10 protein-coding genes are annotated in these 13,253 nt (G+C 44.7%); 6 read left to right on the plus strand and 4 right to left on the minus strand.

Going from position 1 to position 13,253, the window contains the following annotated elements; all coding sequences use genetic code 11:
- Positions 1-140 precede the first annotated feature (140 nt).
- A complete protein-coding gene (gene rsmC / locus OCV44_RS03105; RefSeq protein WP_139684558.1) occupies positions 141-1,163 on the minus strand; it encodes a 16S rRNA (guanine(1207)-N(2))-methyltransferase RsmC in 1,023 nt (340 codons plus the stop codon).
- Positions 1,164-1,273: 110 nt separating this feature from the next.
- Positions 1,274-2,359: an AI-2E family transporter gene (locus tag OCV44_RS03110; RefSeq protein WP_139684559.1), complete on the minus strand. Its 1,086-nt coding sequence runs from the start codon at positions 2,357-2,359 to the stop codon at positions 1,274-1,276.
- Between the two features lie 76 nt (positions 2,360-2,435).
- Here OCV44_RS03110 and OCV44_RS03115 point away from each other — a divergent pair, with 76 nt between their 5' ends.
- Positions 2,436-2,561: a hypothetical protein gene (locus OCV44_RS03115; RefSeq protein WP_009847557.1), complete on the plus strand. Its 126-nt coding sequence runs from the start codon at positions 2,436-2,438 to the stop codon at positions 2,559-2,561.
- A 140-nt stretch (positions 2,562-2,701) separates the two neighbouring features.
- Here OCV44_RS03115 and hemL read toward each other — a convergent pair whose 3' ends face one another.
- Positions 2,702-3,997 carry a glutamate-1-semialdehyde 2,1-aminomutase gene (gene hemL / locus OCV44_RS03120; protein ID WP_012604713.1) on the minus strand — a complete coding sequence of 432 codons (1,296 nt, stop codon included), beginning with the start codon at positions 3,995-3,997 and terminating at the stop codon, positions 2,702-2,704.
- A gap of 296 nt (positions 3,998-4,293) precedes the next feature.
- On the opposite strand from hemL, the gene erpA reads away from it, so the two are divergent.
- From erpA to OCV44_RS03135, 3 genes are all read left to right on the plus strand, one after another.
- The gene (erpA, locus tag OCV44_RS03125) at positions 4,294-4,635 is read left to right on the plus strand and encodes an iron-sulfur cluster insertion protein ErpA (protein ID WP_004734539.1); all 342 of its coding nucleotides are present in this window, start codon (positions 4,294-4,296) and stop codon (positions 4,633-4,635) included.
- A gap of 338 nt (positions 4,636-4,973) precedes the next feature.
- Entirely contained in the window at positions 4,974-6,098 is a 1,125-nt protein-coding gene (locus tag OCV44_RS03130) for an efflux RND transporter periplasmic adaptor subunit (protein ID WP_139684560.1), read from the plus strand.
- Positions 6,099-6,108: 10 nt separating this feature from the next.
- A complete protein-coding gene (locus tag OCV44_RS03135; protein ID WP_139684561.1) occupies positions 6,109-9,222 on the plus strand; it encodes an efflux RND transporter permease subunit in 3,114 nt (1,037 codons plus the stop codon).
- Positions 9,223-9,313: 91 nt separating this feature from the next.
- On the opposite strand, the gene OCV44_RS03140 is transcribed toward OCV44_RS03135, so the two are convergent.
- A complete protein-coding gene (locus tag OCV44_RS03140) occupies positions 9,314-10,603 on the minus strand; it encodes a peptidoglycan DD-metalloendopeptidase family protein (RefSeq protein ID WP_139684562.1) in 1,290 nt (429 codons plus the stop codon).
- Positions 10,604-10,732: 129 nt separating this feature from the next.
- On the opposite strand from OCV44_RS03140, the gene tyrS reads away from it, so the two are divergent.
- Together tyrS and OCV44_RS03150 are read left to right on the plus strand one after the other, a co-directional pair.
- Positions 10,733-11,920 carry a tyrosine--tRNA ligase gene (tyrS, locus tag OCV44_RS03145; protein ID WP_004734518.1) on the plus strand — a complete coding sequence of 396 codons (1,188 nt, stop codon included), beginning with the start codon at positions 10,733-10,735 and terminating at the stop codon, positions 11,918-11,920.
- 440 nt (positions 11,921-12,360) lie between these two features.
- On the plus strand, positions 12,361-13,206 hold the full coding sequence (locus tag OCV44_RS03150; RefSeq protein WP_139684563.1) for a magnesium transporter: 846 nt from the start codon (positions 12,361-12,363) through the stop codon (positions 13,204-13,206).
- The last annotated feature ends 47 nt before the right edge of the window (positions 13,207-13,253 follow it).

The raw sequence follows: 13,253 nt of genomic DNA on the forward strand, positions 1-13,253 counted from the left end.
CAATTTAACGAAATTAACGAGTTTTTTTACTTTGACAAGTAAGTGGTATTTAAAGCGTGTGCAAAAGCTCATTTTTATGGGCTTTTGATAGAAATATGAACAGACAGCGCAGATAGTGACCCTGCGCTGTGTAAAAGGAGCTATTTGTTTGCGTGATAGACCGCGAATTTGGTGGTCTTATTTAGAGTCGCGCATTTTCCAAAAGCTTGCTCGATAATTGGAATGTATTTTAAAAAACTGTTCGCCACAATAATCATCTCACCAGAACGCTTCAAGTGGTTAGGAGCCTCTGCAAGTAAGGTCTCAGTCGCGCTGTAGCTTGTATCCAAACCAGAATGGAATGGTGGGTTGCTGATGATGAATTGGTAATCTTTTGATGTATCAGAGTAGACATCTGAGGCGAAGACATTCCCCGTTAAACCGTTCGCTTCTAACGTAGCTTGGCTTGATGCTACGGCAAATGCACTGATGTCGCACATTTCTAGCTCGATATCCGGGTGACGAGATGCCATTACCGCGCCCAATACGCCTGCACCACAGCCAAAGTCGAGTACTTTGCCTTTTAGTTTTGGCAGGGTATCCAACAGAAGTTGGCTACCAACATCGAATTGACCGTGGCTAAACACGCCTGGAAGGCTTTTCACGGTAAGTGATTGCTCACCAATGTTAACCGTGTAGGTTTTAAACCACTCTTGCAGATTGAAGGCTGGTGGTTGCTCGAAGCATTGACCCCAGTAGAAAGAACAACGACGCGCTGAATCGTATTTCACGACTTTGCCGTAAGGAGCGAACATCTTCTCGATACTTTTAACACCAGAACGATTTTCGCCAACTACGAAAATCTCGGTATCTTTACCTAGCTTGGCAAATAACATCGCCAACAGAAATTCCGCTTCCGCTTTGGCCTTTGGCCAGTACAGCATCACTAAGTCAGCTTTGGTTTCTTCGGTAAACTCTGCACCATAAAAACGCTGGATGGTGTTGCAGCCTTCTAATTGACGGTAGTAGCTGTAATTAGAGGTAAATACGGTGACTGATTCACAATGTTTCGCTAATTCAACAGGGAATAAGTCTTCTGCCTCACCTGCAACTAAAACATGTTTGCCTTCAAAGTAGGCGAGTTGGCGTTGAGCAATTTGGCTTGGGGCAATATAAGCTGACATAGGACACTCTATTGAATCGTTAGCAAAAAATGAGGGCGGATTTTCGCATAATCCGCCCAAAGCTTGAAGTGTTTAATACGGGTTAGCCAATCAAGTTGACGTCGCGTCTGTTAACTCTTGTCTTGCTGGTTCAAAAAGTCCTTAAACTCTTCATCGTAAATATTGAAAAGAACGATAGTAATAGCAAAGATCAGTGGGCCGTAGATAAGACCAATGAGGCCAAATAGTTGAATACCACCCAGTAATGAGAAGAAGATCATCAGGGTGTTCATACCTGCACTGCCTTGCATCAGTAGCGGACGCAGTAGGTTGTCAATTGAGCCAACAATCGCTACGCAGTAAACCGTTAGGAAAATTGCCCATGTGGTGTCACCGGTTAGGAACAAGTAAGTTGCCGCTGGGATCCAGATTAGTGCCGTACCGACCACTGGAATGAAAGAGGCAAAGCCCATCATGGTGCCCCAGAACAATCCAGGGAAACCTGCAATCCACATACCTAAACCGCCTGCAATACCTTGTGCAATCGCCGTTAAGAATGAGCCCATCACTGCAGACTTAGAAACTTGCTCAATCTCAGTGAGGAGCTTGTCTTCTTGGCTACGAGATAACGGAAGAATATGACGAACCACACTAATGATTTTGTCGTGATCTCTTAATAAGAAGAACAGAACAAACAGCATCAAGAAGAAATCCATTAAGAAGTTGGTCGCATCACCAAGGATTTTCGCACTAATACCAACCAACTTAGAACCAAAGCTTGTCGCGAATTCTCCGACTTTCTGTGCGATGGCTTGGGGCTCAATGTTGTCGAAAGGCAGATAGTTATTCGCGAACGATAAAGCTTTCACTACTAAAGGGTGTTCAAACAAGGTTTGAATACCGCCGTGTGTTACCCATTGATAGGTGTTCTGAGAGAACAGAGAACCTTGCTGAACAATGGCTGCAAATACTGCCAATAAAGGGATAACAATAATGAAAGTCAGGATCACACAAGACAGCAGAGAGACTATGTTTTCTTTATTCGGGAGCTTTTTTTCAAGCCACTCATGGATCGGGAACATCAAGAGTGAAATGATAAAGGCCATTACGATTGAGTTGACGTAAGGCTCGATAAGCAAGTAGCAAGCATAAGCCGCCGCAAGTAGGGCAATGATGATCACCCAGTGGCTGGTATTGATTTTGAGTTTTTCTGACACGTTAATGGTCTCTATATTTACGTTCTGAGTTTATAATGGCTGCAAAACAGAGAGTTAGCAATGAGGAGTTTTGATAATGGGATGCTGTAATAAAGATAAGAAATGCCAAGATGAAGAACAGCAAATAAAAAAAGAGATCCCTTGGTTCAGAATGTTCCTAGGTACGCTGATGTTGCTGGTTTTTCTTTTCTGGGAACGTTAATCGCTTTTGGTTCAGCTTTAGCCTTAATCGACGGCTAAAAAGCTGTCATATTTGTGGCTAATGAACGCGATGTATAAAAAAGGGCTACATCTAATGCAGCCCTAAATTCAATCGGTTAGCGACTTATAAAGTGCTTTCGATTATTTGCTTTCAGCAGCAATGATCGCAAGAGAGCGGTCAGCCGCTTCTAGTGTTGCATCCAGTTCTTTTGAACCATGAGCAAGAGAAGTAAAGCTTGCTTCGAATGCTGAAGGTGCAAGGTAAACACCGTGATCTAGCATTAGGTGGAAGAAGCGCTTGAAGCGTTCTACATCACACTTAGTTACATCTTCGTAGCACGTTACAGTTTCTTGGTCTGTGAAGAAGAAACCAAACATACCGCCAACTTGGTGAACTAGCATAGGGATGCCGTGCTTGTCAGCAAGCTGCTTGAAGCCATTTGCCAACTGCTTAGTTTTTGACGCTAGACGCTTTTCGTTGCCTTCTTCTCTTAGAAGGTTCAAACATGCGTAGCCAGCAGCCATTGCAACAGGGTTGCCTGAAAGCGTACCTGCTTGGTAAACAGGACCTGTTGGTGCGATGTATTGCATCACGTCTTTACGACCACCAAAAGCACCCACAGGCATGCCGCCGCCGATCACTTTACCAAGACACGTTAAGTCTGGCTTGATGTTGTAGTAAGCCTGAGCACAACCTTCAGCAACGCGGAAACCTGTCATTACTTCATCAAAGATTAGCAACGCACCTTCTTGGTCACAGATTTCACGTAGACCTTCGTGGAAGCCTTCTACTGGTGGGATACAGTTCATGTTGCCCGCTACAGGCTCAACGATGATACAAGCAATCTCGCCTTTGTTTGCTGCGAAGATTTCACGTACTGAATCTAGATTGTTGAAGGTTGCTGTTAGCGTTAGTTTCGCAAAATCAGCCGGTACGCCAGGTGAGCTTGGTTGACCTAAAGTCAGTGCGCCAGAACCTGCTTTTACCAGTAGGCTGTCTGCGTGGCCGTGGTAGCAGCCTTCAAACTTAAGAATTTTGTCACGACCAGTGAAGCCACGAGCAAGACGAATCGCACTCATTGTTGCTTCTGTACCTGAGCTCACCATGCGTAGCTGTTCCATTGATGGAACCATCTCAGAGACTAGTTCAGCCATTTTGATTTCAGTTTCGGTTGGAGCACCGAAGCTAAGGCCGCGTTGAGCTGCTGCAATAACAGCATCACGAATAACAACGTGGTTGTGACCAAGGATCATTGGACCCCAAGAGCCAACGTAATCGATATACGCTTTACCATCAGCATCAAAAATAAGTGGGCCATCAGCGCGTTCAACGAAGATAGGAGAACCACCTACGCCATTGAATGCACGAACTGGAGAGTTTACGCCACCAGGAATAGTTTGCTGTGCTTTTTCGTATAGCTCTGCTGATTTGGTCATTGATATATCCTCTTTTGACTGTCGGACCAATTGGCACGCATTGTACCTATCCACAATCCAAGTAGGAATGCTTTCGCCCAGATAATCACCCGAATCTGGTTGTTTTGTGTGGTTACACGTTTTAATTGTTAGATATTGGCGAGTTTACAACACTAAAAGGAACGATCCTGTGGTGAATACTTGAACGTTTCAGTCAGGTATTAGATAATCACCAGAATATAAGAAAATACTCAACAACTATGGTCTCGAATTAGATTTGTATCATGTTGTTTTTGACACAGGTAAGAGAGGTTGTCGTGAGCGAAGTAAATATCCCATTATCTTTTTCTGATGCAGCAGCTACCCGCGTACAAACGCTAATTGCTGAAGAAGAAAACCCAGAGCTAAAACTACGTGTATACATTACAGGCGGCGGTTGTAGTGGTTTCCAATACGGCTTCACATTTGATGAAAAAGTAAATGATGGCGACACTACCATTGTAAACAGCGGTGTGACGCTGGTTGTTGACCCAATGAGCCTACAGTACTTAATGGGCGGCATGGTTGATTACACTGAAGGCCTAGAAGGCGCACGTTTCTTTGTGAACAACCCGAACGCGACAACAACATGTGGTTGTGGCGCATCATTTAGCGTTTAGCGTGCACTGAAAGGTAGCTTGAACGGAAAGCTACATTAGAAATATTTTAAACGCCGAGCCAATGCTCGGTGTTTTTGTTTGTAAAAAATACACTATATAAAACAGACAGTAATTCGATCTATTCTAACTATACACATCAGAGTTATTTGAAATGGAGATATGTAATCTTTATTTCATTTACCTGCGCTATAGTAAACGCCATATTTTTTAAACTGTCGATAGCGTCCAACTTCGTTGGGTGTGGGTCTGTTAAGGTTACCTCTGTGCATCAGGATGTTGCATATGATGGTGTTAAGCTAATTAGCGCGCCTTAATCACATCGGACAAAAGGATTTGCTATGCCCACTCTATTTTCTAACTCTCCATTTTTTCAGAAACTGAAGCAGCCGTGGTTGGTTTCTCTGGTTCTAGTTGTACTGTTGTCGATTTGGCTTGGTTTAGGAGTGGGGCAAGCGGAAGAGTCGCCAGAAAAAAAAGCGACAGAAATTCCGTTGGCTAAGGTTTCCTTTCAAACATTCACTTCATCCCCCACCTTTAAAACCATAGATCTTTATGGTCGCACAGCACCCGATAGGCATGCTCGATTGGGAGCGGAAGTCGCGGGTAAGGTTGTTAGATTGAACGTTGTGAAGGGCGATGCGGTTAAAGCGGGACAAGCCATTGCCCAGATAGATAAAGGTGACCTAGAGATTCAGCTAGAGCGAGCTTCGGCTTTATATCGATTGAAGCAGAAAGAATTCAAAGCAGCGCAGTCGTTGAAAAAAAGAGGGCTGCAAGGCGAAATCGCCTACACCACAGCAGAGGCTTCGTTAACTGAAGCGAAAGCCATGATGCGCAATGCGGAGTTGGCTTTAAAGAATACTGTGATTACTTCGCCTTTCTCTGGTGTGGTTCAAGACTTGATGGTGGAGTTGGGTGACTTCGTTGGGGTTGGCGACCCGGTTGCAGGCGTGATTGATCTCGATCCTTTGGTCATTGAAGCCGATGTTAGTGAGCGTCATATCCAACATCTGTTAGTCAATCAATCTGCCTTGGTTCGTCTGTTAGGGCGAGAAGAAGCGGAAGGCCGTCTACGCTATGTTTCTCGAATCTCTTCTGCTTCTACTAATACCTTCCCAATAGAGATTGAAATCGAAAACTCCAAAGGTTTATTACCAGCAGGTGTCAGTGCTGAAGTAACACTCAACCTAGAAACAAGCGATGCTATCAAGATAACACCTGCGATGCTGGCACTGGATGAGGCGGGTAATCTTGGAGTCAAAACTTTGGTTTCAGTCGATGACTCACCAACCGTAAAATTTGTCGGTATTCAGCTAGTAAAGGCAGAACAAGATGGAGTTTGGCTCACAGGGTTAGGTCAGCGTGTTGATATTATTACTGTTGGGCAAGGCTTTGTGCGTGATCGTGATTCTGTGATTGCTGTTGAGCAAGGCGCTGAACTTTCTAAAGTAACAGCAGAGTAGGAGATAACCGATGTATTCAATTATTGATGCAGCCTTGTCTCGTGCTCGAACAATGCTTTCCCTTTTAGCTCTCATATTGGTCGCAGGTGTCGTCACCTATATCACGATCCCTAAAGAATCGAGCCCAGACATCACCATCCCAATTATCTACGTTTCTGTTGGGCACCAAGGTATTTCGCCAACCGATGCAGAACGCTTATTGGTTAGACCGATAGAACAAGAGCTTAGGTCAATCGAAGGCGTCAAAGAGATGACCGCAACCGCAGCAGAAGGCCACGCCTCTGTTGTGTTGGAGTTTAATGTTGGTGTCGACCTCACCAAAGCAATGGCCGATGTTCGCGATGCCGTTGATCTGGCTAAGCCCAAATTGCCAGAAGACAGCGATGAGCCGACTGTAAATGAGGTGACGCTTGCTTCTGAGCAGCCTGTGTTGTCAGTAGTTCTGTTTGGTACCGTACCTGAGCGCACCATAGTACAAATCGCTCGAGATCTCGGAGATAAGCTCGAAAGCTATCGTCAGATCCTTGAAGTCGACATTGCAGGCGATCGCGATGACATAGTAGAAATCATCGTTGATCCATTACTGATGGAGAGCTACAGCTTAGATCAAGCGGACATCTATAACTTGATCGCCTTGAATAACCGAGTGGTGGCCGCAGGCTTTGTTGATACAGGCTACGGGCGTTTTTCTGTCAAAGTCCCTTCGGTGTTTAACTCCTTAAAAGACGTACTTGAGTTGCCAATCAAAGTGGATGGTAAACAGGTCGTAACCTTTGGCGATGTCGCCACGGTTCGTCGAGCATTTCGAGATCCAGAGAGCTTTGCTCGCTTAGATGGTAAATCCGCGGTTGTCTTGGATATCAAGAAGCGCGCGGGTGAAAACATCATTGAAACCGTTGAGCTAGTCAAAGCGGTAATGGCTGGGGCTCAGCAGCAAGCGGAATGGCCAAATAATCTATTGGTCAAATACACTTGGGATGAATCTAAAGATGTGAAGATCATGCTCAACGATCTTCAAAACAATATCTTATCCGCCATCATTTTAGTGGTGATCGTTATCATAGCCATTCTTGGTGTTCGAACCGCGTTATTGGTAGGAATTTCAATACCTGGATCATTCCTCACGGGATTGTTGGTGTTGTCTGTGTTTGGTCTAACCGTCAACATTGTGGTGCTGTTCTCGTTGATCATGGCGGTTGGTATGTTGGTCGACGGCGCGATTGTTGTTACCGAGTTTGCCGATAGGCGAATGCAAGAAGGTGAAGGTAGAAAAGAAGCTTACCGAGACGCAGCGAAACGGATGGCGTGGCCGATAACCGCATCGACAGCGACAACCTTAGCTGCATTTGCTCCGTTACTGTTTTGGCCTGATGTGACAGGCGAATTCATGAAGTTCTTGCCCTTAACCCTCATCGCTACTTTAACTGCTTCATTGATTATGGCGTTGTTGTTTGTACCGGTATTAGGTGGCTTGATTGGCAAACCTCAATATGTATCGCCCAAGAGCCAAGCTCGAATGGTGGCACTGCATAATGGTGATTTTTCACAAGCAACGGGCTTAACCAAAGCGTATTACCACACACTTTCGATTGCGATTAAGCACCCCTTTAAGATTCTGTTCAGTGCGATATTGCTCGCGGTTGCAGTTGGTTTTACTTACTCCAAAGCGGGCCTAGGTGCAGAGTTCTTCCCTGAGGTTGATCCACCATTCTTTAATGTCAAAGTTCGCTCACATGGTGATCTTTCTATTCAAGAAAAAGATGACATCATGCGCGATATTGAGCAAATGATGCTTAATCATGATGAGTTCGATACTGTTTACACACGCACGGGTGGGGACGACCAGATTGGCTTGATCTCGATTACTCCTGTTGATTGGCAATATCGTCGTAGTGTTAAAGCGATTATTGATGAATTAAAGGTGCAAACCGATCAATACGCTGGTGTTGAGATTGAATATAAGTTTCCAGATGCAGGGCCTCCGGTTGAAAATGATTTAGTGATTGAGCTGTCAGCAACAACACCAGAACAGCTGAATCAGGCTGCAAAAATTGTAAGAAACTGGGCGGATGGTAATCAAGCTCTGACTAACATCAGTGATACAGCAAGCAAAGATGGCATTGATTGGAAAGTGGATATTCGCAGAGATGATGCTGCGCGTTTTTCGGCTGATGCGACCTTGGTCGGCAATACTGTTCAATTCGTCACTAACGGATTAAAGATTGGTGACTACCTGCCAGATGATTCTTCAGAAGAGGTCGATATCTTGGTGCGTTACCCGAATGATAAAAGAGATATCGGACGCTTTGACCAGTTGAGAGTCAAAACACCTGCTGGCTTGGTGCCGATCACCAACTTTGCTCAGATAGTCCCTGATCATAAGCAAGATACGATTAAACGCCTCGATGGTAAGCGCGTAGTGAACATCATGGCGGATATGGAAGAGGGCTATAACCTTGCCCTCGAACTGCCAAAGATTGAGCAAGCGTTAAGTGAATTGGGGCTACCGAGTAGTGTCGAGTTTCGTATCCGTGGTCAGAATGAAGAACAAGAAAACTCGTCAGCCTTCTTACAAAGTGCATTCATGGTTGCACTGGCGGTAATGGCGTTGATTTTGATTACTCAGTTCAATAGCTTCTACCAGGCATTTTTGATTCTGAGTGCGGTGCTGTTCTCAACGGTTGGTGTGTTTGTTGGTTTGCTAATTTTCCAGCGTCCGTTTGGCATCGTGATGTCTGGTATTGGAGTGATTGCGCTGGCAGGTATCGTAGTGAATAACAATATCGTGTTGATCGATACCTATAATCAGCTAATCAAAAGAGGTTTAGATAAGCGCGATGCAATTCTGAGAACCGGTGTTCAGCGTTTAAGGCCAGTAATGCTGACTACAGTGACTACGATCTTAGGCTTGATGCCGATGGTATTAGAGATGAACATTGATCTGATTAACCAAAAAATAGAATTTGGTGCGCCGAGCACGCAATGGTGGTCGCAACTTGCTACGGCAATTGCGGGAGGTTTAGCATTCGCGACAGTATTGACCTTGGTACTGACTCCTTGTCTGTTAATGCTAGGCCGAGACAAGAAGCCTGATGTGCTCCAAGACAACGACGGTGAAGGATAAGTACTAGTTGGACGGAAATAAAAAAAGCGCCTTCAATAGGCGCTCTTTTCGTTGATTTATATGTTTCTTAACCTAACTGGTCGCTAGTAACCTAATTAGTCGCTAGTAACTGGCCGTATCGCTCAAGGTTATTCAGTCGAATCTCTGAGTTCGCAATAAATGTTGCTTTTGCTTTACCGGTTAACGACTTAGATTGAGGCAATTTCACGGTACGCGCATTCTTATGTACGCCATTAACCAAGAATTCATAGTGTAAGTGCGGGCCAGTCACTCGGCCTGTACCGCCCAAAGTACCAATGGTTTGGCCTTGTTTTACGCGCTGACCTGTTTTCACCATACGTCGCTTCATATGCAGGTATTTAGTGATATAGGTGTTGCTGTGGCGAATGAACACGTAGTTACCATTGAATTGGTTGTAACCCGATTTCTGAACAATACCGTCACCGGCTGCCCAGATAGGTGTGCCAACAGGGGCTGCGTAGTCGGTGCCTCGGTGAGCTCGAACCTTACCGGTTACTGGGTGTTTTCTACGAGGGTTAAAGTTCGATGTTACACGGCGAAAATCAATCGGTGAGCGCAAGAACGCTTTCTTCATGGCACGACCATTTTCATCGAAGTAGTTGCCGCTTCTATCATCTAATACCGCGGTAAATGAATCACCTTGGTTTTTGAATACTGCCGCCATGATCTTACCGCGACCAATCACTTCGCCTTCAACGACTTTCTCTTGGTACAAAATCTTAAAGCTGTCGTTGTTGCGAATATCCAACGCAAAGTCGATATCCCAGCCAAAGATTCCGGCCAGTTCCATAATTTGGTTTGCGGTTAGGCCTGCATTGACGCCGGCGTTCCAGAAGTTAGATGTGATGTTGGCTTCGGCATAGTTGTATTGATAGGCCACTTCCTTTTTGTCGACGCTAGAGGAGAATGAATCGCCAGACTTAGTGATCTTAAAGCTTTCAAACGCACTAAGTTGTCGCTTTAATTGAATAAGGTCGTTGTTTTCATCAAAGCCAAATTGCAATACGTCGCCAGGTCTTAGGTTGGATAGCTGCTTTTTAATATCGTTGTTGGTATTTAATAGAGTGATCAGCAAACGGTATGAAAGGCCAATACGTTCAAATAAAACAGAGGTGCTTTCGCCAGAACGAACAGTGTATTTCTCCCATTTGAGTACTGCCGTAGGTGGTGCGTCACTTGAGCTAACAAGTGCTGATGCATTGATAGTCAGTGGGTAGTGTTTTCCTACGACTAAAGCTCCCGTATCGTCACGTAAACTGTTGACGTCGGGGAGTAAGAAAATAGCGATAAAAATTACGGCACTAAAAAATGCGATAAATGCCCGGTGCAAAATGGGAAGGCGTGCAAAAATAGACAACATGTTCCGGTTCGTTCTGTAAATATTATGAAAATAGACGACGGAATAGTGTAACTGGTTTCAAAATACATCGCTATTCAAGTAAGATGTCTAATTAATGTATTTTTGCCAAATCTGTGGGAGTGAACAAGAATGGCGAGTATTGAAGCTGCACTAGCCGAGATCAAACGTGGCGTAGAAGAACTGATTCCAGAAGACGAACTGATTGCGAAACTAAAAGAAGGTCGTCCTTTACGCATTAAACTGGGTGCCGATCCAACCGCTCCAGATATCCACCTAGGCCATACGGTTATCTTTAACAAGCTTCGTGCTTTCCAAGAGCTTGGTCATGAAGTGACGTTCCTTATCGGTGATTTCACAGCAATGGTTGGTGACCCATCAGGTAAGAACTCAACGCGTCCACCGCTAAGCCGTGAAGATGTATTGAAGAATGCTGAAACTTACAAAGAGCAAGTATTCAAGATTCTAGATCCTGCGAAAACGCAAATTCGTTTCAACTCTGAGTGGTTATCTGAGCTTGGTGCAGAAGGCATGATTCGTCTTGCTTCTAACCAAACTGTTGCTCGCATGCTTGAGCGTGATGACTTTAAAAAGCGTTACGCTGGTGGTCAACCGATCGCAATCCACGAATTTATGTATCCACTTCTTCAAGGTCACGACTCTGTTGCATTAGAAAGTGATGTTGAGCTTGGCGGTACTGACCAGAAGTTTAACCTTCTAATGGGTCGTGAACTGCAAAAAGCTGCAGGTCAAAAACCACAAGCGGTATTAATGATGCCACTACTTGTTGGTTTAGACGGCGTTAAGAAGATGTCTAAGTCTGCGCATAACTACATCGGTATCAGCGAAGCACCAAGCGAGATGTTTGGTAAAATCATGTCTATCTCTGACGATCTTATGTGGAGCTACTACGAGCTACTGTCTTTCCGCCCACTTGAAGAAGTAGCGGAACTGAAAGCTGGCGTTGAAGCAGGTAAGAACCCACGTGACGTGAAAGTACTACTAGCGAAAGAGATCATTGCTCGTTTCCACAGTGAAGCAGATGCTGAAGCGGCTGAGCAAGAGTTCGTTAACCGTTTTGCAAAGAACCAAGTTCCTGATGAAATGCCTGAATTTGAATTCGAAGCTGGCCTACCAATTGCGAACGTTCTAAAGGAAGCGGGTCTTGTAAACTCGACTTCTGATGCGATGCGTATGATCAAGCAAGGCGCGGCTAAGCTTGAAGGCGAGAAGATTGAAGACAGCAAATTCGTACCTGAAGCAGGTACTGCAGTTTACCAAGTTGGTAAGCGTAAGTTTGCTCGTATTACTATTAAGTAATAATGCACATCAATAATTGAACCAAAGGCATCCACGGATGCCTTTTTTATTGACCCTTATTTATTGACAGAAAGTTGACGAAGAATTTTTTACAGGATTGCTACACTATGCGCGCTGTCGAGCTGACAGTAATTTTGGAGATTTTTATGAACAATACCGACCATCCTCCTAGTTTGAATGGAGAAGAATAACTCGTCTCGGTATTGATCTATTGTCCTGCCGTTCGGGTAGGGTATCTTTGTTTTCCCCCTCATTCTTTTCCACACTCTAGATTCTAACAAGTAGACACATCAGTGCTTTAAGCTCTTGATGCGCTTAGTTGTATATTCTTGATGTATATAGCTATACGCTCTTGGTGTACACCGCTTTATACTCTCGGGGTACTCTCGATTGGCTACTTGTTTTGATGGTCGTTACCTTTGCCAATCGGGAGATTCGCCATGACGGTAATGAACAACACTTTTTTATCTATTGAAGCTCTGTACACAGAGCAAGACATCCAAGCTGTATCGAATGCCTTTCAACAGTACGGACGTGAGCAACAAATTAACCTTTTGAACCGTATGCCACTTGAAGATGCTGTGTTAGTGCTTGGGCAATGCTCTCTTAGTACGATTCAGACTTTACTTAGTGAGCTAGAAGAGCAGGGCTTTGAGAAGCGCTCTCGACATCTAGCTCACCAACTAGGGCTGATCTACTCAGAAGTTGAACCTCAACAGGGTTACCTTTCAACTGGAGTGCTTAGCCATGTTAGGCAGCGTATCGGTTGGATTATAGCCTTAGCGCTGCTGGGCATTGTCTCTGGGCTTATCATTGCTCAGTATGAAGACATTCTTAGCCAGCTAGTACTTCTGGCGATCTATATGCCGGTAATCGCTGCTGCGGGTGGCAACACAGGCACACAAGCTGCGACTTTGGTCATTAGGGCCTTAGCCACAGGGGAATTGAAGAAACGCCAGTGGGCCAACGTTCTATGGAAAGAGCTTAGAGTTGCTATCTGTTTAGCTCTTGCGATCGCCTTAGTGATGATTGGCCGAATCTTATTATTCAGTGACAACCAGTCAACGGGTGGTTACGACATTAATATGATTGCTTACGCGATTGCTGTTGCTCTGTTTATTCAAGTGACCATATCAACTGTACTCGGCGGCGGGTTACCGATAGTCGCTCGATTCTTCAAACTTGATCCTGCTGTGTTAGTGAGCCCTGTACTGGCTTCGATAGTGGATATCTCTGGAATGTGGATCTACTTCACTGTGGTTAATTCATTCCTAGGAATCGCTTAAAAGCTTATAAAAACAGCTAAAAGGTATCTTTGATACAAAAATGGCGC

Origin of the sequence: Vibrio tasmaniensis, assembly GCF_024347635.1 — a bacterium.
GTDB lineage: Bacteria > Pseudomonadota > Gammaproteobacteria > Enterobacterales > Vibrionaceae > Vibrio > Vibrio tasmaniensis.